We start from the raw sequence: 21,824 nt of genomic DNA, 5'->3' as shown, positions 1-21,824 counted from the left end.
GGCGCCAGGTGAGAGCGCCTACTCGGCTGAGTGCCCGCGCCGAATCGGTCAGTTCGCCTGGTCGAGGATGGCGCTGAACCGCTCCTCGGCCAGGTCGAGCTGGGCGAAGATGTGCCGCTTCACCGGCGCGGACAGCGGCGTGTCCGGCCGGGCGATCAGGTCCCGGAAGACCGGCACCAGGGGGCGGTACTTGGCCGCGGAGCGGGCCACCTTCGGCCCCACCGTGTGGATCACGCCGACGCCGTTGTCGGTGAAGTCGGACATCTTGATCACCCGGGCCCAGGGCTCCCGGTCCAGGCTGGCCGCCACGTGCTCCCGGTACTGGACGTGCCGGTCCCGCTCCGGGTCGTACGCCGGGTTGGTGACCGCGGCGACCAGGCGGGCGACGCGCGGGCCGAACCGCGCGGCCAGCGCGGCCAGCGCCGCCTGGCTCGGGTCACCGGACGCGTCGGGGCCGGCCAGCTCCGCCGGGTGGTCCTCCACGGCGTCGTGCAGCAGGCCGGCGACGATCACGTCGACGTCACGCACCTGGTAGTGGTGCATCATCCGGATCGCCACCCGCAGCAGGTGGTTGAGGTAGGGCTCGCGTACCCGCCGGTCGTCGCGGTGCAGCTCGGCGGCCAGGTCGAGCGCCTCGGTGAGCCGCTGCCGGGCGGCGGCGTCGAACGCCCGGATCTCCAGCCGGAACCGCTCCAGCAACCCCGGTTCGCCGTGGATCTCGGTGATCGCGTGCATCGGCATGGTGGCCAGGTACGCCGGGAAGTCCATGCGTCACTTATAGCTGATCTTCACCGTCCGCCGTGCCCCGGCGTCGGCCTTGCGACGGGAGCTGGACACGCCCCCGCCGGCCCGTCCGAGGGGCCGGGCCGGCGATCGCGCAGGTGGCCGGCCCTCAGGACCCGCCGGAGAGCCGTTTCACCAGGCGGACCGTCGTTCCCTCGGGCGTGCCGACGATGGTCGCCTCGTCCATCACCCGCGCCATGATCAGCCGTCCCCGACCCCGGTCCGCGCCGTCGTCCCGCTCGCTCGCCCGCCAGCCGCCGCGATCGCGTACCTCGATCTCCAGCCGGTCCCCGCGCAGCTCTGCCCGGACGGTGGTGATCGCGCCGGGGGTGAAACGGTAGCCGTGCTCGATCGCGTTCGCGCACGCCTCGCCGGTGGCGATCAGCACCGTCTCGACGTCCCACTCGCCCACGCCGAGGTCGTGCAGCCAGGCCCGCAGCCGCTCCCGGGTGGGGGCGAGCTGGGCCGGGTCCGCGGGCACCTCGGCGGTGAAGACCGTCGGCGCCCGGTGCCGGTAGACCAGCACGGCGGCGTCGTCGCTGCCGGAGGCCGGCAGCAGGTCGCGGACCAGCCGGTCGACCAGCTCACCCTCGGAGCTGTCCCGACCAGCGGCGAGCACGTCCACCGCCCGGGAGATGCCCGCGTCGATCAGCTCCCGGCGCCGCTCCACCAGGCCGTCGGTGTAGAGCAGCAGCGTCGAGCCGGGCCGCACCCGGGCGACCGTCTCCGGACGCCGGTCGACCGCCACGCTGGCCAGCGGCACCGAAAGCGCCCCGGCCAGCAGCTCGGTGCCGCCGTCCCGGTGCATGAGGATGCCCGGCGGATGGCCGGCGGAGGAGTAGCGCACCTCGCCCCGGACGCGGTTGATGATCGCGCAGAAGAGCGTGGTGCAGGCGCCGCCGGGGATCAGCCGGGCGAAGCCGTCCAGCGCGGAGAGCACCTCGGCCGGGCTCTTGGCCTGGAGCAGCATGGCCCGGCAGGCGCTGCGCAGCTGACCCATCACCGTGGCCGCCGACAGCCCCCGCCCGACGCAGTCGCCGACCACCACGCCGACCAGGTCGCCGGGGAGCGGCACCACGTCGTACCAGTCGCCGCCGACCTCCAGCGGGCGGACCGCCGGCTCGTAGCGGACCGCGAAGCCGGCCGGCAGGTCGGTCGGCCCGAGCATGGCCCGCTGCATGGCCAGCGCCACGGCCCGCTGCGTCTCGTAGGCGTGGGCCCGGACCAGCGCCTGGGCCAGCGCCACGCAGAGCTGGCGGATCAGCGGCCCGTCCACCGCCGGCATTTGCCGGGGCTCGTCCGGCTCCAGCCAGATCCCGCCCGTGCCGACGCCCACCCCGATCCCGGCCCCGACGGCCGTCACCCGCCCGGCGTCGTCCCGGGCCAGGTACGGGTCGGCCTCCGGTCCGGTCGCGTCGAGGATCCGCCGGATCTCCGGGGTCAGCTCCAGCCCGGCGCGGACCACCACCGGTGTTCCGGCCGGGTCGGGGCTGACCGCCACCCCGCGCGCCCCGCCGAGCAGCTCGCCCAGCTCGGCGAGGCCACCTTCGAGTACCTCGGTGATGTCGCTGGCGCTGGCCAGCCGGGTGGCCAGCGCGGCCACCGTGGCCTGCCGGGCGGCGGCGCGCACCTCGGCGGTGACATCGCGCATGGTGGCCACGTGCAGCCGCCGCCCGGTGACCGGCTCCCGGAGCGCGTTGTAGACCGCCTCCACCCAGATCCGGTGCCCGTCCGCGTGCCGCAGCGGCACGGTCGCCCGGCCGCCGTCGGCGGTCCGCATCTCCCGCGCCGACGCCTCGAACCCGCGCCACTCCGCCGGCTCGGTCTCCGGGTCCGGCCACCACGAATGCGGGGCGGGCGCCGGCAGTTCCAGCCGGTCGAGGCCGAGCAGCCGGCAGAAGGCGTGGTTGGCCTCGACGAGGGTGAAGCTGGCGTCGTAGACGACGAAGGCGTCCTGCAACGAGTCGATCAGGGCGCTGCGCCAGGTCGCCTCCCGGTTGCGCAGCTGGGACAGCTCCAGGTGCGCCCGGACCCGGGCGAGCAGTTCGAGCGAGGAGAACGGCTTGGGCAGGTAGTCGTCCGCGCCGGCCCGCAGCCCCTCCACCGCGGCCTCGTCGCCGGCCCGGGCGGAGAGCAGGATGACCGGCACGCCGGCCGTGCGCCGGTCCTCGCGCAGCGCGGCCAGCAGGGCGAAGCCGTCCATCCGCGGCATCATCACGTCGGTGAGGACCAGGTCCGGCGGCTCGGTCGCGACCAGGTCCAGCGCCGCCCGGCCGTCCGCCGCCGCGAGCACCCGGTAGCTGGGCGCCAGCAGGCCGACCAGGAACGTCCGCAGGTCCCGGTTGTCCTCCACCACCAGCACGGTCGGGGCGTCCGCCGGCGGGGCCTGGCCGCCGGCCCGGTCGGTCGCCGCCGGGCCCGTCAGCGCCTCCGGCACCCAGCGCAGGGCCTGCTCACCGTACGCCCCGGGCCCGGCCTCCTCCGCGCCCGCCCGGCCGGCGGTGGGCCGCCCGTACGGGATCCGCGCGGTGAACGTGGAGCCCTCGCCCTCGACCGAGCGCACGCCGACCTCGCCGCCGTGCAGCCGGACCAGCTCCTGGACCAGGGCCAGCCCGATGCCGGCGCCCTCGTGGAACCGCCCGCCGCCGCCGCGTACCCGGTGGAAGCGGCGGAACAGCAGCGGCTGCTGGTCGGCCGGGATGCCGACGCCGGTGTCGCTGACCGAGAGGGTGACGGTCTCCTCGTCGCCCTCCAACCGCAGCCGCACGCTGCCTTCGAGGGTGTACTTCAGCGCGTTGGAGAGCAGGTTGACCACGACCTTCTCCCACATGTCCCGGTCCACGTACCCGGTGCGGGGCAGCGGCCGCACGTCCACCTCGAAGGCCAGGCCGGCCGCCTCCATCGCGTACCCGAAGGACTCGGCGATGCCCCGGGTGAGGGCCGCCAGGTCGGTGGGCACCCGCTCCGCCTCCAGCCGACCGCCCTCGATCCGGGCGAAGTCGAGCATGTCGTTGACCAGGTTGCGCAGCCGGCCCGCATTGCGGTGCACCAGCTCCAGCCGCTCCCGCTGGGCCGGCGGCAGCGGCTCCCGCTCGTCGGCCAGGCTCTCCTGCACCGGGCCGGTGATCAGCGTCAGCGGGGTGCGCAGCTCATGGCTGACGTCGGTGAAGAAGTCGGTCTTGGCCGCGTCCAGCTCGGCCAGCGCGGCGGCCCGTCGCCGCTGCGCCTCGTACGCCAGCACGTCGGTCAGCGCGGTGGCGACCCGGCTGGTCACCAGGTCGAGGAAGTGCCGGTACGGCTCGTCGAACGGCAGGTAGGGGCTGACCCCGAGGACCAGCACCCCGACCGGCCCGCTGCGCCCGGTGGCCAGCAGCGGCAGCGCCACCACCTCGTCGACCGGAGCCGAGTCCCCGACGCCGTCCGTGCGCACCATTGGCCAGGTCGTCCCGGCCAGGCCCGTGATCCGCACCGGCCGTCCCGTCCTGACCGCCTCCGCGACCTCGGGCGGCGGGGTGCCGGCGGCGGCCGGCTCGACGAGGCCGAACGACGCCACCAGGCGCACGTCATCGCCCTCCCGGCCGTCGACGTCGTCCAGCTGGTCTTCCCGCAGGTAGAACATGCCGGCGGGGAGATCGGCGGGCCCGTCGGCGAGGATCCGGGCGGCCGCCCGGACGGCGTCCGTCGCAGTGTCCGCCTCGGCGATCGACAGTTCACCGAGGCGCCGCAGCAGCGCCAGTCGACGATCGCCGACGACCCGGCCGGTCACCTCGCTGGTGGCCACGAAGACGCCGCCGACCCGTCCGTTGCTGTCGTCGATCGGGCTGTAGGAGAAGGTCCAGTAGGTCTCCTCCAGGAAGCCGTGCCGGAGCATGAAGAGCAACTGATCGTGGGAGTAGGTGGACTCTCCGCTCAGCGCCCGCTCGGCCAGCGGACCGACGATGTCCCAGATCTCGGCCCAGCAGTCCGCCGCCCGCTGCCCGACGGCCGCCGGAAACTTCTCCCCCAGCACGCTCGTGTACGGGTCGTTGAAGATCTGCACCAGCTCGTGGCTCCACCAGAGCAGCATCGGGATCCGGGACGGCATGACGGTGCGGACCGCGGAGCGCAGCTCGACCGGCCACGACTCGACGGGCCCCAGCGGGGTCGCCGCCCAGTCCGTCGCCCGGTGCGCCGCGCTGGTCGGGTCGTCGCCGGGAAACAGCTCGTTGGCGGTTGTCGCACCCCTCACGTCCGGCCCCCGTCCCGTCCACGTCCCGGGCCTGGGCGCTCGTTCGCGCTGTCACCGTCCCGTCCCGGGCCATTCTTCCCGGCACGCCCGCGATTCATTCCCCCGACCCGACCGGTTCCGGCCGTCTCGCATGATCATCTATCGTCCGGCACCAGCGGGCACGCGGGCAGTCCAGCAGCCAGCCCGCCCCCCCGGGTTCGTCGTCCGCCCCGCGTGACGCGTGTGCGGGCCCTCGGCGGCCGGGTGACAATCGCCGGATGGACCGGCTGGTGAATCTGCTGGTGGCGCTGCCGCCCGCCCTGGTGCTGGCGCTGGTCTTCCTGCTCCCGGCGCTGGAGGCGTCGACCTTCCTCGGCCTGCTCGTGCCGGGCGAGGTGGCCGTGCTGGTCGGCGGGGTCCTCGCGCACGAGGGGCGGCTGCCGCTCTGGGCGGTGGTGGTCGCGGCGGTGGTCGGGGCGGCCCTCGGCGACCAGATCGGCTACCTGGTCGGTCGCCGCTACGGTCGCCGGCTGCTGGAGCGGACCCCTCGCCGGTTCGTCCGCTCCGGGCAGGTGGGGCGGGCGTTCGCGCTGATCCGCCGGCGCGGTGCCATGGCGGTGGTGGTCGGCCGCTGGGCGGCAGCGCTACGAGCGCTGGTGCCGGCTCTCGCGGGCATGAGCGGGATACCGCAGCGCACCTTCACCCTGGCCAACGTCACCGGCGGGGCCCTCTGGGCGCTGACCGTGGCCGTCCTCGGCTACCTGGCCGGTGCCTCGTACCGGATGCTGGAGCGGCGACTCGGCCTGGGCGGGGAGGCGCTGTTCGCGGTGGTGCTGGTGGCGGTCGCGGTGCGGATCTGGTGGCGCCGGCGAGCGGCCCGGCGGGAGCGCGCTGCCGCGGCCCGGGCGGAGTGACGGCGGTCGGCGCGGGACCGCGGGCGCGCGTGGTCGGGCCGCCGCCACGCGGACGGTCCTGCCGGGGGCCCGACCGTCAGTCGGCGAACCGCCTGCCCGCGCTGCTCGTGCCGACGGATCACCGAGACCCGCCCGCCGGCCGGAGGCCGCTCCGCATGCCCTCCGGGCCGGTCAGTCGGGGGCCGGGCGACCGGCCAGTTGATCGCCGAGCGGGCTGCGGCGGTAGAGCACGTGTCGTCCGTCGCGGGCGCGGGTGAGCAGGCCGGTCGCGTGGAGCACGCGGAAATGCTGGGACACGGCGCTGGGCGTCACCGTGAGCCGGCGGGCGATCTCCACCGTCGGCAGTGGCTCGTCCAGCAGGCCGAGCAGACGTGCCCTGGGCGCGCCGAGGAGCGAGGTGAGCGCGGTCGGGTCAGCGTCCGGCGTCGGGGCCCACAGCGTCGCCACGCCACGGCTGGGGTACGGCAGCAGCGGCGGTTCCTCCGGGCTGAGCGGCGGGGCGGGCTTGTGGGAGAAGACGGACGGCACCAGCAGCAGACCTCGGCCGGACGCCACGACCTGGTGCCGGCCGATCATCTTGTCGATGTGCAGCACGCCGTCGTGCCAGCGCAGGTTCGGGTGCATGTCGGCGAAGAGCAGTCGCGCCCCGCCCACGGCGAGTTGCCGGGCCCGGTAGGTCATGTCGGCCTCCAGCACGAGTCGCAGCTGTGGCCAGGCAGGCCGGATCGCCACCTCCCAGTAACGCTGCAGTTCGTCGCAGATGGCGTCGCGAAGCGCGAGGACGGGCCCGTCGTCGTCCGCTTCGACCCCCCGCAGCACCTCGGGCGGCCGGACCCGTGGGTGGACCGCGAGCACGTCCCGGCGCACCAGCTCCGCTGGCGTCCGGCGGACCGCGGCCAGTTCCTCCTCGAAGGTCGCGGCGAACTTCGTCGGCCGGGGTGTGAGGAAGTCCGGAACGGCGCGGTCCGGCCCGACCAGGGAGATCAGCAGGTCGGCTGGCTGGGGGTGTGCGCGATGCTGGCGTTGCTGGCCGCGACAGCTCTGGTCCGCCACCTGACGGCGACCTCGGCGGCCCGGGCCCGGCTGGTCCGGATCGGCGACCGGGCGTCCGAGACGCGGTCCGGCAGGGATCTTGCGCCGACTATCCTGGATATGTAATATCCAGGATGTGAAGTTGACCGAGGGGGTCGAGTGGGCCCTGCACAGCTGCCTCAACCTGACCTGGCTGCCGCCCGGGCAGGCGGTGTCGGCGACCCGGCTGGCGGCCTTCTACGAGCTGCCCGCCGCGTACCTGAACAAGCAGTTGCAGGCCCTGGTCCGGGCCGGGCTGGTCACCTCCACCCCCGGGCCGCGCGGCGGATTCCGGCTGGCCCGCGCCCCCGAGGAGATCACCCTGCTCGACGTGGTCACCGCGATCGAGGGCCCGGAGGAGGCGTTCCGCTGCGAGCAGATCCTCCGCCAGGGGCCGGGCGGCAGCCCGGACGTCGACTACCGCCAGACCTGCCTGATTTCCCAGTCCATGCGCCGGGCCGACCTGGCCTGGCGGCGGGAGCTCGCCGGGCAGACGCTCGCCGAGCTGAAGGCGGCGGTCGAGCGGCGCTACCCGGACACCCCCGGCAACACCCGCGGCCGCTTCGCCGAACTGCTCTCCTGACTGCCGAAGCCACAACGAAGGGCGAGATCATGACCGCTACCACCGCACCCCTGCACGTCCGGGCGACCGAGGCCACCGTCCTCGCCGACGGGCCGACCAGCCTGATCACCCTGCTCGCCGACGCCGACGTGACCGGCGGCGCGCTCACCGCCAACCGGGCCACGCTGCACCGCGGCTCCCCGGGCGCCCCGCCGCACCTGCACACCAGCGCGGCCGAGAACTTCTTCGTCCTCGACGGCGTGCTCGACGTGCTGGTCGGCGAGGAGATCACCACCCTGCACCGCGGCGACCTGCTGGTCGTGCCGGCGGGCACGCCGCACGCCTTCGCCCCGGCTGCCGGTGAGTCCGCCGACGTGCTGGTGCTCTTCACGCCGGGCATCGTGCGCTTCGACTACTACCGCCTGCTGGAGCGGGTGTACCGGGGCGAGGCCGACCCGGCCGAGATCGCGGCGAGCGGCGAACGCTACGACAACCACTACGTCGACAGCCCCGTCTGGCGCGCCCGAGGCTGACCGTGGCCGCCCCGGCCGGGCTCAGTCGGCCCGGCCCGGGGCGGGCGGGATGTCCGGCAGGATCCGGAGGACCGGGAAACCGGCGGCGATCCGGGCGAAGTCGGCGGCCGGGGCGTGCCGGTCCACCGGCACGTGCGGCCGGGCACCGGGGGCGAGGGCCAGGTGCCGGCGCAGGATCGGCGCCCGGTCGGCCACCGGCACCTCCACCAGCCGGACCGGCTCCCGCCGGCCGTGGCGCAGCACCGCCCGGCCGCCGGCCGCTCGCACGTTGGCCACCCAGTTGGCGCGCTCGCCGAGCATCGCCACCAGGTACCGCCCACCGTCGTGGTCGGCGACCACCAGCGGCACGGAGACGAGCCGACCGGTACGCCGGCCCGGCACCTCCAGCGTCACCCAGTGCCCGGGCCCCAGCCCGGCCGCGTACTGCTGGGCGGAGAGGCCGTTGAGCAGCCGGGCCAGGGCGTTCGGCCGGGCGCCCCGGTACATCCACCGCACGTGCCGGTACCAGATCCCGGTGCGGTGCGGATCAGCTGTCGCGGGCATCGGAACCTCCTCGTGGCCGGGTGCCACCTTCCATTGGGGACCGCGGACCGGTCGCCCGGAAGGGCCGACCGACCCGGTCCGGCCGGGACCGCCGCGGCGGGCGCGGGGGCGTAGGTTGGCCCGATGCACCCGATCGCCTGTGTTCTGCTGGTCGACCGTGCCGGACGGTTGCTGCTCCAGCTCCGCGACGCGCACGCCCCGCGCCACCCGAACGTCTGGGGCCTGCCCGGCGGGCACTGGGAGCCCGGGGAGACCATCGACGAGACCGCCCTCCGGGAGCTGTGGGAGGAGACCGGGCTGCGCCCCGACGGGGAGCTGCGGCACTTCGCCACCCAGGAGCTGCCCGAGATCGACCGGGTCAAGCACTACTTCTGCGGCGCGACCCGGGCCGGGCAGCGGGACGTGGTGCTCGGCGAGGGCGCGGCGATCGTCTTCACCACCCCGGACGAGCTCCTCGACGGCCGGCCGTACACCCCGGGCACGGCGGAACTGCTCACCCGCTTCCTGACCTCCCCGGAGTACGCCCGCCTCGCCGCCGCCGACTGACCGTGGCCGCCCACCCGGTCCGCGTGGGCGGCCGGGCCGCGTGGGTCAGTCCACCGCCGACCGGGCACGGAAGGCGCGCGGGCTCACTCCGCGCTCCCGCCGGAACGCCGTGCTCAGCGCGAACGGGCTGCCGTAACCGACCCGGCGGGCCACCGCGGCGAGCGTCGCGTCCGGCTCGCGGAGCAGGTCCGCGGCGAGCGCCAGCCGCCAGCCGGTCAGGAACGTCATCGGTGGCTCGCCGACCAGCTCGGTGAAGCGGCGGGCCAGCGCGGCCCGGGACACCCCGACCTCGGCGGCCAGCCGGGCCACCGTCCCGGTCAGCAGCACGGTCGAGCCCCGGCCACCCCGGCCCGCGTGAGCCACGCCCGGTGGTACCCGGGAGGTGACCGGTGCCACCGGCGTGGGGCCGCCCCGGGCGCTGCCGTCCGGGTCGGTCCGGCGCACCATGGGTGGGTCGGTGCGGCGGAGGAGGCGGCAATGGCACGGAGGAGCTGGTTCCCGGAGGCGGCGGGGCGGCTGCGGCGGGGCTGGCTGCCGGTGGTGGAGGCCACCCTCGCGGCGACCGTCGCGTGGGTCCTGGCCACCCGGCTGGTCGGCCACCCGCAGCCGTTCTTCGCCCCGGCCGCCGCGCTGATCGTCCTCGGCCAGGCCCGCGGCCAGCGGATGCGCCGGGCCGTGGAGGTGCTGCTCGGGGTGGCCGCCGGGGTGCTCGTCGCGGACCTGGTCGTCCAGGCGCTCGGCCCGCGGACCACCTGGACGGTCTTCACCGTCATCCTGCTGACCGTCGCCCTGGCGGTGGCGATCGGCGCCAGCTCGGTCTCCGTCGTGCAGGCCGCCGTCTCGGCGCTCTACCTGGTGGTGGTCGCGCCGCCGGCCGAGTCGCTGATCCCGTTCCGGTTCGTCGACGCGCTGATCGGCGGCGCGGTGGCCGTCGTGGCGAGCCAGCTCATCGACGCCCGGCGGCCGCTCGCGCCGCTGGTCGCCGAGTTCCGGCACACCTTCCAGGAACTGGCCGGGCTGCTCGACGAGATCGCGACGGCCCTCGACCGGGGCGACGAGGCGGCCGCCCTGGCGGCGCTGGAGCGGGCCCGGCACGCGGACGCCGGGGTGGAACGGCTGCGCGGCGCGGTGCTCGCCGCCGGTGAGGCGCTGCGGCTCAACGTGCGGCGGCGCCGCCACATCGGGCGGCTGCGCTCGGTGGAGGGCTCGATCCGGCAGATCGACTACGCGGTGCGCAACGTGCGGGTGCTCGCCCGGGCCGCGGTCACCCTGGTCCGCGGGCCGGCGCCGGCGCCGCCCGACCTGGGCGCGGCCGTCCGCACCCTGGCCGAGGCGGTCCGCGCGGCCGGCGACGCGCTCGCCGCCGACCTGAGCGGGCAGGACGAGGTCGCCGACCGGCACGCCGAGCGGGCCGACGCGGCGGCGCTGGCGGCGGTCCGGGTCGCCGGCCGGCTCTTCACCCCGGGGCAGACCCTCCCACTCGCCATGATCATCGGTCAGCTCCGGGCCACCGCGATCGACCTGCTCCGCGGGGTGGGCGTGGACGACGACGCCACCGTGCTGGACCGGGTGGACGCGGCCGTCACCGGACCCGCCTGACCGACATCAACCGGCGAGCCAGGCCACTGCCCGCTGCCGGATCTCCGCCGGCACCTCGTGGCCGCCGGCGAACTCGGCGTACTCCACCGGGTAGCCGAGGGCGTGCAGCCGGGGCACCAGCCGCCGGCTGCACACGTCCACCGGCAGCACCCGGTCGTCGGTGCCGTGCGAGACGAAGGCGCGCGGCCGGCCGTGCGGCACCAGCGGCGCGGCGAAGCCGGGGGAGAAGGCCAGCACCGCGTCGACCAGGTCGCCGTTGGTCAGGCCCAGGGAGAGGGCGTACGACGCGCCGTCGGAGAATCCGCCGAAAGCCACCTCCGCCACCGGGTACGCCCCGAACACCGTGCCGAGCAGGCCGTCGATCCGGGTCACGTCCGTGCCGAACGCCTCGACGATCAGGTCCCAACTGCTCGCCGTGGCCTTCGGGGCGAGCAGCAGCAGCCGGTGCGCGTCGGCCAGCGGCAGCAGCAGGTCCAACCCCTGTTGCGCGGTCCCGCCGGCCCCGTGCAGCAGCACCACCAGCCGGTACGGCCCGTCGCCGGGCGGCGCGTACGCCAGCGCGGGCGGCCCGCCGTCCGGCGCGGTCACCGGCACCAGGCCGGTGGCGCCCCGGGTCGTCGGCGCGGCCGGCCGGGCGCTCAGCCGGCCGTGCCGCGGGCCCTCCTCGGGCTGCCGGTGCGGCGACGCGGGCTCGGTCACCTCGTCTCGCCCCCTCCCGTCGGCGGATCCCGGGCCGGTTACCCCGCTTCCCGCCGGCCAACCGCCCACCCGGCGGGGCGCTCCGGCCGGTCAGGCGCTCTCGCGGGCGACGAGCGTCGACGGGAACGCGGTGACCGGTGGCACCCGGCGGCCGTCCAGCACGGCCGTGGCCGCCGCCGTGGCGATCCGCCGGACCGGGTGGGTCGCGGTGGTGAGGGCGGGCGTGCTGACCGCCGCGTACGGGATGTCGTCGAAGCCGGCCACCGCGACGTCGCCGGGCACCCGGACGCCGGGCCCGCGCAGCGCGGAGATCGCGCCCAGCGCGGTGGCGTCGCTGGCCGCGAAGATCGCGTCGGTGTCCGGCCAGCAGGTCAGCACCTCCAGCGCCGCCCGGCCGCCCCGCGCGGCGGTGAAGTCGCCGGCCACCAGCCGCACCGGCAGGCCGGCCCCGCGCATCAGCGCCCGGTACGCGGCCACCGACCGCCCGGCGCAGGTGAGCCAGCGAGGGCCGGTGACCATGGCGATCCGCCGGCGGCCCGAGTCGTACAGGTGGCGCAGCACCGCGTCGGCGCCGCCGCCGTTGTCGACGTCGAAGGAGGGCACGGCCGGCGAGCCGATGCCGATCGAGGCGACCCGGCCGCGCAGGCCGGCCGGCACCGCGTCCAGCACAGCCTGGGTGGTGTTGACCAGCACCACCCCGCAGACGCCGCGGTCCTCGCCGAGCCGCCGCAGGCCCGTCGGTCCGCGCAGGGGCAGCCACTCCAGGGCCACCCCGATCCCGTGCGGCGCGCAGACCCGGGCGGCGGCGCCCACCACCCGGTCGACGTACGGGTCGTCGAGGACCGTGCCGTCGGCGCCGGACACGGCGATCACCAGCCGGACCCCGGCCCCGCGTACCAGGGCGCGGGCTGCCTGGTTCGGCACGTAGCCGAGCCGGTCGGCGGCGGCGACCACCCGGTCCCGGGCGTCCGGCGAGGCGAACCCGGTGCCGGCGATCACCCGCGAGGCGGTCGACCGGGACACCCCGGCCGCCCGGGCGACGTCGTCGAGGGTGGCCGGGCGTGCCGTCGGCGTGCTCATGTCGTCCTCCACCCGTCCCGGCCGCGCCCCCGTGCCCGGCCCACCACCGCATCATGCCGGTTCGGGGTGGTCGCCGGTAAGGGGCGGATCCGGCTTGTGGTGGTAGCGCTCTCAGGTGTGCGATCGTCGGCGAGGCAGTCCGCCCGGGGAGAGGAAGACAGCGCTGTGAGCAGCACCACCGACACACCGACCGCCGACCGGCAAGCGGTACCGCGACCGGTCCTCGCCGCCCGTACCGGGGTGGCGGTCGTGTTCGCCCTCAACGGGCTGGCGGTGGCCACCTGGTTCTCCCGCGTCCCGGCGGTGAAGGAATCCCTGGAGCTGAGCGCCGGCCGGCTGGGCCTGCTGCTGCTCGCGATGTCCGTCGGCGCGCTGCTGGCGATGCCGACCGCCGGCCTGGTCACCCAGCGTCTCGGGCCGGCCCGGACGGTGGCGACGTCGACCCTGCTCGTCGCCGTCGGCATGACGGTGGTGGGGCTCTCCGCCGGCCTGGCCGGCTCGCTGGCCGGCGTCGCCGTCGGGCTGTTCGCCCTCGGCTACGGCTCCGGCGCCTGCGACGTGGCGATGAACATCGAGGGCGCGGCCGTCGAGAAGCGGCTGGGCCGGACCATCCTGCCCCGGTTCCACGCCGCGTGGAGCCTCGGCTCGGTGGCCGGGGCGGGCATCGGCGCGGGGGCGGCCCGGGTGGGCGTACCGGTCGGGGTGCACCTGACCGTGCTGGCGACGGTGGTGCTGGTCGGCACGTTGCTCGGCGCCCGGTCCTTCCTGCCGGCCACCGCCGAGGCCGACAGCCCGGCGGAGCCGGCGGCCCGGCGGCGGGCGCTGCTGGCCGCCTGGCGGGAGCCGCGCACCCTGCTCGTCGGCCTGCTGGTGCTGGTGATGGCGTTCACCGAGGGCAGCGCGAACGACTGGCTGGCGGTCGCCTTCGTCGACGGGCACGGCGTCAGCGAGGCGGTCGGCGCGACCGTCTTCGGGGTCTTCGTCGTCGGCATGACGCTCGGCCGTACCGCCGGCACGGTGGCCATCGACCGCTGGGGGCGGGTGCCGGTGCTGCTCGGCACCATCGGCCTCGCCGCCGCCGGGGCCGCCCTGGCGGTGCTGGCCGGCTCCGGGCCGCTGGCGGTCGTCGGCGTGGCGCTCTGGGGACTCGGCGCCTCGCTCGGCTTCCCGGTCGGGATGAGCGCCGCCGCGGACGACGAGGACCGGGCGCCGGCCCGGGTCAGCGTGGTGGCGGTGATCGGCTACACCGCGTTCCTGGGCGGGCCGCCGCTGCTCGGCCTGCTCGGCGACCACGTCGGCACGCTGCGCGCCTTGCTGGTCGTGCCGATCCTGCTGCTGCCCACCCTCGCGCTGGTCCCGGTGCTGCGCCCACCGGCCCGCTGACCCCGGCGGGCCGGGCCGGGTGCCGCCGGGCCGGTCCGCCGGCGTGCTCGATTCGAGGTGCGGGACAGCGCGGTGACCGGACGACCGGACACCGCGCTGTCCGGTAGCCGGTGTCGATCGCCCAGCGCACACCCACCTGGCTCGCAGCCGATTTTCAGGCAGGGGTGCTGCACTGGGCGGGACGCCGAGGAGAGGAGCCGACATGGGCTGGTTCAGCCGGCGGCCCCGGGCCGCCGACCCGACGACCCCGACGAAGCTCGACCGCGAGGCGACCGGGGAGGACCTGGCCGCGCTGGAGGCGTTCGCCGCCAGCCGCCGGGGCGTCGAGTTCTACCTGGAGCCGGAGACCACGGCGACGGACACCACGGTGGTCGCGATCGCCCACGACGGCGAGTGGATCCGCCGCCGCACCGGCTCGCCGCGGGCCGCCGGGAAGATCGCCCAGAAGCACGCCATCCCGCTGTACGAGGCCGCCCGCACCGGCTACCCCGAGCGGATGCGGGCCTGGAACCGGGCCCACCCGGAGCGCCGCGCCCGCTGAGCGCCGGCCGGTCAGCCGGCCAGGGCCGCCCGCGTCTCGGCCCGGGTCAGCGGCTCGTCGTGGCCGGAGACGTACCACTCGACGTCGTCGTCGAGCAGCCCGTGCGCCATCGCCAGGTCGGGGCCGTCGGCCGGGCTCCTGAGGTGGGCCGGAGGCGGATACCAGCAGTCGCCGAGCAGCAGCACCCCCGAGTCGGGCACCAGCACGACGGACGAGTCCGGGGCGTGTCGACCCCCGACGTGCCGCACCCGTACGCCGGTCGGCAGGGTCAGCTCGTCGGTGAAGGTGCGGGTCGGGGGCCGCACCTCGAAGTCCGCCCAGGAGTCCATGGCCAGCGCCCGGGCCCGGAAGCTCGGCCCGAGCCGCGGGTTCGCGCGGACCTGCTCGCGCAGGTAGCGGTGGCTCCACGGGCGGGCCGCCTCGGCGCGCAGCGGCTCGACGCCGGCGACGTGACCGACGATCTCGACGTCCGGCCAGGCGCAGGCGCCCCAGACGTGGTCCCAGTGGTGGTGGGTGTAGACGAGCCACCGCGCCGCGGGCAGGCCGGCCGCGGCGAGCGCGCCCTGGATCTCCCGGGCGTGCGCCGGGCTCTGCCCCGCGTCGACGATCACACTTCCGCCGTCGTCGGCGACGACCGCCACGCCGGGCCGGATGTTGCCCGGGTCGGGATCGCCGGGGAACAGCCACACCCGGCCGGCGACATGTCGGAGGGTCACGGTGTCGATGGCGGCAAATTCCTCACTGGGCAGGCGGGCCGATGTTCCACTGTTGACGCCGATGCTAGCCGCTCCGGGCGCCCCGGACCGTCCCGCCAGGCGCGCTGCCGCCGGCGGCCGGCGGGAAAACCGCGCGGCGGGAATGGCGGACGCGGGGCGGCGGCTCAGCCGGTCAGGGCGCGGGCGAGGGCGTAGCCGAGCGACGCCGCGCCCAGGCCGGCGACGACGCTGGCCAGCGCGTTGGCCACGGCGTGGAAGCGGGCGCCCTCCCGGGTCAGCCGCAGCGTCTCGTAGCTGAGCGTGGACCAGGTGGTCAGCGCCCCGCAGAACCCGGTGCCGACCAGCGCGGTCACCGCCGGCGCGGCCGGCACCGCCGCCACCGCGCCGAGCAGCAGCGACCCGACCACGTTGACGGTCAGCGTCCCCCACGGAAACGGGGAGTCGTGCCGCGCCTGCACCGCCCGGTCGGTCAGGTAGCGCAGCGGCGCGCCGAGCGCCGCCCCGAGGGCGATCAGCAGGACGGTCACCGCGCCGCCCGCCTCGTCAGCAGGCGGGAGACCGCCGCGTCCCCGACCCCGACGGCGAGCAGCGCGCCGATCAGCGTCGCCGCGAGGTACGCCAGCGCGGTGCCCGCCGCGCCGGCGGTCACCGCCCGCTGCACGTCCACCACGTACGTGGAGAAGGTGGTGAAACCGCCGAGCACCCCCACGCTGAGGAACGGTCGGACCAGTGGGTGTGTCGGTCGGGCCCCGATCACCGCCATCAGCGCGCCGATCAGCAGGCAGCCGGCGAGGTTGATGCCGAAGGTGGCCCAGGGGAAGCCGGTCGGTCCGTGCGGGAACGCGCCCTGGATGCCGGCCCGGGCCAGCGCCCCGAGCACACCCCCGGCGGCGATCGTGCCGAGCACCGCCGCCGGGTGGGCGGCCAGCTCCGCCCGGTCGCCGGGTACGTGCAGGTCGACGTCGGGGTCGACGCGGAACTCGGGTGGTCGTGTCACGGTGCCTCCCCACCAGGACGGGCATCACTGGCAGGGACCGTTGGCGAGCGTGTCGCGGTTCTCCCGGCGTGACCCGGGACGGCGGGCCCCACCGCCGGTCTCCAGCCGAGGATAACCCCGCGCCCTACCCGGTTGTCCGCGGTGCCGGTCTGCCTGCCCGTGGGGTGGTGTGCCGACGGCTGATATGACTGCCAGGCATATTTATGACTGGCAGTCATATCGCTCACCGACGGGTCGGCCGTCGGCGTCGGTCACGGTGAGTGAACAGCCCGCAGTCCGACGGGTCAGGCCGCGGCCTCGACCAGCTCGGCGGGGGCTGCCGGGCGGGCCGGCGCGTGTCGGGCGAGCCGCTCGGCGACCAGGAGCACGCCGAGCCCGAGCAGGGTGAGGCCGGCGCCGGCCCAGATCGGCGCGGTGTAGCCGAGCCCGGCGCTGATGGTCACTCCGCCGATCCAGGCGCCCAGGGCGTTGCCGAGGTTGAAGGCGGCGATGTTGGCGCCGGAGGCGAGGGTGGGGGCCTGGTGGGCGTACTTCATGATCCTCATCTGCAGCGGCGGCACGGTGGCGAAACCGAACGCGCCCATCAGCAGCAGGGCAGCGACGGTCAGCACCGGGCTGGCGGCGGTCAGCGCGAAGCCGACCAGGACCAGGGTGAGCACCGCCAGCACGGTGACCAGGGTGCGGGACAGCGACACGTCGGCCGCCCGGCCGCCGGCCAGGTTGCCCGCGAAGAGCCCCACCCCGAAGAGCACCAGCAGCCACGGCACGGTCGCGGTGGCGAAGCCGCTCACCTCGGTCAGGGTGTACGCGATGTAGGTGAAGGCGCCGAACATGCCGCCGAAGCCGAGGATGGTGATCACCAGCGAGAACCACACCTGGCGGTGGGTGAAGGCGCGCAGCTCGCCGCGGAGCCCACCGGCGGGCGCGGCGTCGGTGGCCGGCCCGCGACCGGGCACCAGCAGGGCCAGCCCGATCAGCGCGACCACGCCGACGCCGGTGATCGCCCAGAAGGTGGCGCGCCAGCCGAAGTGCTGGCCGAGGAACGTGCCGAACGGCACGCCGAGCACGTTGGCGGTGGTCAGACCGGCGAACATCATCGCGATCGCGCCGGCCCGCCGGGCCGGCGCGACCAGGCCGGCCGCCACCACCGCGCCGATGCCGAAGAACGCGCCGTGGCAGAGGGCGGCGACGATCCGGCCGGCCAGCATCGTGGCGTAGTCGCCGGCCAGGGCGGAGAGCAGGTTACCGGCGATGAAGAGCACCATCAGGCCGAGCAGGACGTTCTTGCGGCGCAGCCGGGTGACCGCGGCGGTGAGGGCGACCCCGCCGACGGCGACGCTGAGCGCGTAGCCGGAGATCAACCAGCCGGCCACCGGCTCGGTGACCGCGAAGTCCGCCGCGACCTGGGGGAGCAGCCCCATGATCACGAACTCGGTCAACCCGATGCCGAACGCCCCGATCGCGAGGGCGATCAGGCCGCCGGGGAGGGCGGAGGTGCGCTGAGACATGACGTTCCCATCCGTGTGTCGGAATCCGTGCCCAGGAAGACAAGAAGCGCGTGCAATTACCCGCGCTAACAAGCAAATAGTTGCACGCGCCTGCTATCGGCGCAAGCGTGCTAGCCTGGAAGGCGTCCACGTCACATCGGAGGGGGCGTCATGGGCATCGGCGACGACGCGGTCGAGATCCGCGCCCAGGGCTGGCGTACGCTCGCCGCCCTGCACGGCCTGATCGAGACGGCGCTGGAGCGCGCCCTCCAGGCCGAGCACGACCTCTCGGTCGTGGAGTACACGGTGCTGGACGCCCTGTCCCGCCAGGACGGCTGGCACATGCGGATGCGGCAGCTGGCCCGGGCCGCCGCCCTCTCCGGCAGCGCCACCACCCGCCTGGTCACCCGCCTCGAGGACCGCGGCCTGCTGACCCGGATCCTCTGCGAGGACGACCGCCGCGGCATCTACACCGAGCTGACCCCGGCCGGCTCCGAGCTGCTCGCCCGGGCTCGACCCACCCACGACCGGGTGCTGGCCGACGCCCTGACCGAGGGGGAGCGGACCCCGGAGCTGGCGCCGCTGGTGGACGCGCTGCACCGGCTCCCCGCCGCCCGCTGACCCCGCCGTCGCTTCCGGGCCCGCCCCCTGACCTGGCACGACAACCCGGTACGGGCGTACGGTACGCAGCATCGCCCGGCGCCGCAGCCGCGTCGGGGACGCGTCGCGCAGGAGGCAACCGTGCAGGACCGCACCCCTCGTCCGGAGGAGCTGGAGCCCGTGGAGCGGGCCGGCGTCGACGAGCTGCGGGCGCTGCAACTGGACCGGCTGCGCCGGTCGCTGCGGCACGCGTACGACAATGTGCCGCACTACCGCCGCGCCTTCGAGGCGGCGGACGTCCACCCCGACGACTGCCGGGAGCTGGCCGACCTGGCCCGCTTCCCGTTCACCGGCAAGGCCGAGCTGCGCGAGAACTACCCGTTCGGCATGTTCGCCGTGCCCCGGGAGCGGATCGCCCGGCTGCACGCCTCCTCCGGCACCACCGGCCGGCCCACCGTCGTCGGGTACACGAAGGACGATGTGGCCACCTGGGCCCGGCTGATGGCCCGGTCCATCCGCGCCGCCGGCGGTCGCCCCGGCGACCGGGTGCACGTGGCGTACGGCTACGGCCTGTTTACCGGCGGGCTCGGCGCCCACTACGGCGCCGAGGAGCTGGGCTGCACGGTCATCCCGGTCTCCGGGGGCATGACCGAGCGGCAGGTGATGCTGATCCGCGACTTCGAGCCGGACGTCATCATGGTCACGCCCAGCTACATGCTGGCCATCGTGGACGAGATGGAACGCCAGGGTGTCGACCCGAAGTCCACCTCGCTGCGGGTCGGCATCTTCGGTGCCGAGCCGTGGACCGAGGACATGCGCCGGGAGATGGAAAAGCGGCTCGACATCCACGCGGTGGACATCTACGGGCTCTCGGAGGTGATGGGCCCCGGCGTGGCCGTCGAGTGCGTGGAGACCAAGGACGGCCTGCACCTGTGGGAGGACCACTTCTACCCGGAGGTCATCGACCCGGTCACCGGCGCGGTGCTGCCCGACGGCGAACAGGGCGAGCTGGTGCTCACCTCGCTGACCAAGGAGGCCATGCCGGTGGTCCGCTACCGCACCCGGGACCTGACCCGGTTGCTGCCCGGCACGGCCCGGACCATGCGCCGGATCGAGAAGATCACCGGCCGGACCGACGACATGATGATCGTGCGCGGGGTGAACGTCTTCCCCACCCAGATCGAGGAGCTGATCCTGCGTACTCCGGCGTTGTCGCCGCATTTCCAGTGCGTGCTGGACCGGCAGGGCCGGATGGACACCCTCACCGTCAAGGTGGAGCGCCGGGTCGGGGTGGCCGCCGACGAGGCCGCGCGGGCCGGGGCGGCGCTGGTGGAGCAGGTCAAGAACACCATCGGGGTCAGCGTCGCGGTGCAGGTGATCGAGCCGGACGGGGTGGAACGGTCGATGGGCAAGATGCGCCGGATCGTGGACCAGCGGCGGGGGCGCTGAAATGGCCGAGCGCGGCGACCGTACGGCGGCGCACGACATGTTCGACGCCGACGTGGCCTCCAAGGGGCTCGGCATCGAGCTGGTCTCCGCCGCCGACGGCGCGGCCGTGGCCCGGATGCGCGTCACCGCGGCCATGCTCAACGGCCACGCCATCGGCCACGGCGGCTTCGTCTTCCTGCTCGCCGACACCGCGTTCGCGCTGGCCTGCAACACCCACGGGCCGGTGACCGTCGCCGCCGGCGGCGAGATCAGCTTCCTCCGTCCGGTGCGCGAGGGTGACCTGCTGGAGGCCCGGGCCACCGAACGCACCCGGTACGGCCGCAGCGGCATCTACGACGTCACCGTCTGGCGGGACGACGAGGTGGTCGCCGAGTTCCGGGGCCGCAGCCGGACCCTGGCGTCCCGCGACGCCGGCCCGACGGGCAGCTGAGCCCCGGCAGCGGCCGGGCGGCCCTCCGGCCCGGCGCGGCCGGAGTGTCGGTGCCCTGCGGCACGATGACCCAATGGGACAGATCCTGCTCTTGCATTCCGTCTACGGGCTGCGGCCCGCCGTGCTCGCCGCCGCGGCCCGGTTGCGCGCCGCCGGGCACGAGGTGGTCACCCCCGATTTGTACGGCCTGCCGGCCGCGGACACCGTCGAGGAGGGCTTCGCCCTGCTCGACAAGGTCGGCCGGGACGTGGTGCTCGACCGGGCCCGCGTCGCGGCGCGGGACCTGCCGGCGGAGGCGGTGCTGGCCGGATTCTCGATGGGCGCCGGGGTGGCCGGGGCGCTGCTCGCCGAGCGGCCCGCCGCGGCGGCCCTGCTCCTGCTGCACGGCACCGCGGGCGGGCCCGAGGCGGTGCGTCCGGGGCTGCCGGTGCAGCTGCACCTCGCCGACCCGGACGAGTACGACCCGCAGGACGAGGTGGAGGAGTGGCAGCGGGCGATGACCGCCGCTGGGGCCGACCTGTCGGTGTACCGCTATCCGGGGCCCGGGCACCTCTACACCGACCCGGACCTGCCCGACCACGACCCGGTGGCCACGGGGCTCACCTGGGATCGGGCGCTGGCGTTCCTCGCCGCCCACTGACCTGCGCCGCCGGCCCGCGCCCGGCCCGCCGGCCCGTGCCGGCCGCCGCGTGGCTGCGCCGTCGGCGCGGGTGCGCTCCCCTGGGACCGGACCGCCCCCCGGTTCAGGCGGCGAGCGGGATCGGTCCGGCTGCGGCGAACCCGGTTCGACGGTGCCGGGTCGGGGCCTCGGACAACAGGATCGGTGAACCGGCCGGTGTGGACGGTGCCGCACCGGGGGCCGCGCTCGCGAACGGGGCGACCGGCCGGGGCCGACGGGGTGTCGGCCGCGGTGATCCGACGAGCGGGACGACGACCGCTCGGCCGGGGAGTCCGGCACCGTGGTCGCCCTGGTCCGCACCGAGCCCCGCCGGCCCGTCGTCGGCCGCGCCGCCGGTGGCCCGACGGTCGCCAGGCCGGGCGGGGTCACGGCGCCCAGCGCCCGGACCCGGGCCGGCGTGGACGAGCCCCACCGGGGTCGGCCGATCGGGGCGGGCGGGGCGAGGCCCGCGCGTCCCCCGGCCGCGCCCGCCCCCACCCGCTCCCGTTCAGTGCGACGCGGCGCGATGGCTCCGGACCCGGAGGGCCGGTCCCGCGGCGCCGACCGGACGCCGGCGCCGATGAGCGTTGTCCGCCGGGGCGTGACCGCAGCCGGGTGCCGCCGGTGCCCGACTGCCGCCGGCCGGGCGGCCTCGGCGCGGCCGTCCTGGCCCGCCGCACCGGAGACGCCGTCCGGGCGCGCGGAACCGGGGACGCCCGCCAGCGCTGCGGAACCGGGGACGCCGTCCAGCCGGGTGCCGGCGCCGACCGCGCACGCCGCGCCGACCTGCGCCCCGGCCCGCCGGGGAGAATCGGCACCGGGCTGCGCGCCGACCCGCCGGGTGGCTTCCGCACCGAGCCGCGCGCCGGCCCGCCGGGCGAACTCCGCCCGGATTGCGCGGGGCAGCCGGTGCCGCGCCACCTGGGCCACCGCCGGCTCGGCCACCGCGTACCCGCCGCGGCTCGGCCGGCGCAGCAGGCCGCCCGCGACCAGGTGACGCAGCATCGGCTCGGCGCGGCCCGGCGT

21 protein-coding genes and 1 pseudogene are annotated in these 21,824 nt (G+C 75.9%); 11 read left to right on the top strand and 11 right to left on the bottom strand.

Translation table 11 applies throughout. From position 1 onward, the window contains the following. Positions 1-48: 48 nt before the first annotated feature. Both OG799_RS14240 and OG799_RS14235 read right to left on the bottom strand, forming a co-directional pair. Positions 49-768, bottom strand: coding sequence for an HD domain-containing protein (locus OG799_RS14240; protein WP_406045505.1), 720 nt, complete (start codon positions 766-768; stop codon positions 49-51). Between the two features lie 124 nt (positions 769-892). After that, the gene (locus OG799_RS14235; RefSeq protein ID WP_406045504.1) at positions 893-5,011 is read right to left on the bottom strand and encodes a SpoIIE family protein phosphatase; all 4,119 of its coding nucleotides are present in this window, start codon (positions 5,009-5,011) and stop codon (positions 893-895) included. A 257-nt stretch (positions 5,012-5,268) separates the two neighbouring features. Here OG799_RS14235 and OG799_RS14230 point away from each other — a divergent pair, with 257 nt between their 5' ends. Continuing rightward, positions 5,269-5,904, top strand: coding sequence for a DedA family protein (locus tag OG799_RS14230; RefSeq protein WP_406045503.1), 636 nt, complete (start codon positions 5,269-5,271; stop codon positions 5,902-5,904). A gap of 171 nt (positions 5,905-6,075) precedes the next feature. Here the strand turns inward: OG799_RS14230 and OG799_RS14225 are convergent, their stop codons facing one another. After that, positions 6,076-6,957, bottom strand: coding sequence for an ArsR/SmtB family transcription factor (locus OG799_RS14225; RefSeq protein ID WP_406045502.1), 882 nt, complete (start codon positions 6,955-6,957; stop codon positions 6,076-6,078). A 115-nt stretch (positions 6,958-7,072) separates the two neighbouring features. Here OG799_RS14225 and OG799_RS14220 point away from each other — a divergent pair, with 115 nt between their 5' ends. Beyond that, positions 7,073-7,558 carry an RrF2 family transcriptional regulator gene (locus tag OG799_RS14220; RefSeq protein WP_406045501.1) on the top strand — a complete coding sequence of 162 codons (486 nt, stop codon included), beginning with the start codon at positions 7,073-7,075 and terminating at the stop codon, positions 7,556-7,558. 29 nt (positions 7,559-7,587) lie between these two features. Next, the gene (locus OG799_RS14215) at positions 7,588-8,070 is read left to right on the top strand and encodes a cupin domain-containing protein (protein WP_406045500.1); all 483 of its coding nucleotides are present in this window, start codon (positions 7,588-7,590) and stop codon (positions 8,068-8,070) included. A 21-nt stretch (positions 8,071-8,091) separates the two neighbouring features. Here OG799_RS14215 and OG799_RS14210 read toward each other — a convergent pair whose 3' ends face one another. Next, a complete protein-coding gene (locus OG799_RS14210) occupies positions 8,092-8,613 on the bottom strand; it encodes a nitroreductase/quinone reductase family protein (protein WP_406045499.1) in 522 nt (173 codons plus the stop codon). A gap of 123 nt (positions 8,614-8,736) precedes the next feature. On the opposite strand from OG799_RS14210, the gene OG799_RS14205 reads away from it, so the two are divergent. Continuing rightward, entirely contained in the window at positions 8,737-9,159 is a 423-nt protein-coding gene (locus OG799_RS14205) for an NUDIX domain-containing protein (RefSeq protein ID WP_406045498.1), read from the top strand. Between the two features lie 45 nt (positions 9,160-9,204). Here the strand turns inward: OG799_RS14205 and OG799_RS14200 are convergent. Continuing rightward, a pseudogene (locus OG799_RS14200) lies at positions 9,205-9,471 on the bottom strand (helix-turn-helix transcriptional regulator); the annotation flags it as partial. 165 nt (positions 9,472-9,636) lie between these two features. Here OG799_RS14200 and OG799_RS14195 point away from each other — a divergent pair. Next, positions 9,637-10,758 carry an FUSC family protein gene (locus tag OG799_RS14195; protein WP_406045497.1) on the top strand — a complete coding sequence of 374 codons (1,122 nt, stop codon included), beginning with the start codon at positions 9,637-9,639 and terminating at the stop codon, positions 10,756-10,758. A 6-nt stretch (positions 10,759-10,764) separates the two neighbouring features. On the opposite strand, the gene OG799_RS14190 is transcribed toward OG799_RS14195, so the two are convergent. Both OG799_RS14190 and OG799_RS14185 read right to left on the bottom strand, forming a co-directional pair. Further along, entirely contained in the window at positions 10,765-11,457 is a 693-nt protein-coding gene (locus OG799_RS14190; protein WP_406045496.1) for an alpha/beta hydrolase, read from the bottom strand. 90 nt (positions 11,458-11,547) lie between these two features. Further along, on the bottom strand, positions 11,548-12,537 hold the full coding sequence (locus OG799_RS14185; protein WP_406045495.1) for a LacI family DNA-binding transcriptional regulator: 990 nt from the start codon (positions 12,535-12,537) through the stop codon (positions 11,548-11,550). A gap of 165 nt (positions 12,538-12,702) precedes the next feature. On the opposite strand from OG799_RS14185, the gene OG799_RS14180 reads away from it, so the two are divergent. Both OG799_RS14180 and OG799_RS14175 read left to right on the top strand, forming a co-directional pair. Further along, positions 12,703-13,920, top strand: a complete 1,218-nt coding sequence (locus OG799_RS14180) for an MFS transporter (protein WP_406045494.1) — start codon at positions 12,703-12,705, stop codon at positions 13,918-13,920. Positions 13,921-14,122: 202 nt separating this feature from the next. Continuing rightward, the gene (locus OG799_RS14175) at positions 14,123-14,461 is read left to right on the top strand and encodes a hypothetical protein (RefSeq protein WP_406045493.1); all 339 of its coding nucleotides are present in this window, start codon (positions 14,123-14,125) and stop codon (positions 14,459-14,461) included. Between the two features lie 11 nt (positions 14,462-14,472). Here OG799_RS14175 and OG799_RS14170 read toward each other — a convergent pair whose 3' ends face one another. The 4 genes from OG799_RS14170 to OG799_RS14155 form a co-directional block, all read right to left on the bottom strand. Further along, positions 14,473-15,177 carry an MBL fold metallo-hydrolase gene (locus OG799_RS14170; RefSeq protein WP_406045492.1) on the bottom strand — a complete coding sequence of 235 codons (705 nt, stop codon included), beginning with the start codon at positions 15,175-15,177 and terminating at the stop codon, positions 14,473-14,475. A gap of 164 nt (positions 15,178-15,341) precedes the next feature. Next, positions 15,342-15,704, bottom strand: coding sequence for a fluoride efflux transporter CrcB (gene crcB / locus OG799_RS14165; protein ID WP_406045491.1), 363 nt, complete (start codon positions 15,702-15,704; stop codon positions 15,342-15,344). Beyond that, positions 15,701-16,174, bottom strand: a complete 474-nt coding sequence (locus tag OG799_RS14160; RefSeq protein WP_406045490.1) for a FluC/FEX family fluoride channel — start codon at positions 16,172-16,174, stop codon at positions 15,701-15,703. The genes crcB and OG799_RS14160 overlap by 4 nt, the downstream gene beginning before the upstream one ends. A 284-nt stretch (positions 16,175-16,458) precedes the next feature. Beyond that, complete coding sequence (locus tag OG799_RS14155) at positions 16,459-17,682, bottom strand: MFS transporter (protein ID WP_406045489.1); 1,224 nt, start codon at positions 17,680-17,682, stop codon at positions 16,459-16,461. Positions 17,683-17,832: 150 nt separating this feature from the next. Between OG799_RS14155 and OG799_RS14150 the strand changes: the two genes are divergently transcribed. The 4 genes from OG799_RS14150 (at position 17,833) to OG799_RS14135 (ending at position 20,780) form a co-directional block, all read left to right on the top strand. Next, entirely contained in the window at positions 17,833-18,282 is a 450-nt protein-coding gene (locus tag OG799_RS14150) for a MarR family winged helix-turn-helix transcriptional regulator (protein ID WP_406045488.1), read from the top strand. 120 nt (positions 18,283-18,402) lie between these two features. Continuing rightward, on the top strand, positions 18,403-19,710 hold the full coding sequence (gene paaK, locus OG799_RS14145; protein WP_406045487.1) for a phenylacetate--CoA ligase PaaK: 1,308 nt from the start codon (positions 18,403-18,405) through the stop codon (positions 19,708-19,710). 1 nt (position 19,711) lies between these two features. Beyond that, on the top strand, positions 19,712-20,140 hold the full coding sequence (gene paaI / locus OG799_RS14140) for a hydroxyphenylacetyl-CoA thioesterase PaaI (protein WP_406045486.1): 429 nt from the start codon (positions 19,712-19,714) through the stop codon (positions 20,138-20,140). A gap of 73 nt (positions 20,141-20,213) precedes the next feature. Continuing rightward, positions 20,214-20,780 (top strand): dienelactone hydrolase family protein, encoded by a 567-nt coding sequence (locus OG799_RS14135; protein WP_406046287.1) that lies wholly within the window; start codon positions 20,214-20,216, stop codon positions 20,778-20,780. Positions 20,781-21,824: the final 1,044 nt, after the last annotated feature.

It is taken from the genome of Micromonospora sp. NBC_00898, from assembly GCF_045207895.1.
In the GTDB taxonomy this organism is placed as follows: Bacteria; Actinomycetota; Actinomycetes; order Mycobacteriales; family Micromonosporaceae; genus Micromonospora.
This window is presented reverse-complemented; position numbering and strand designations above follow the sequence as displayed.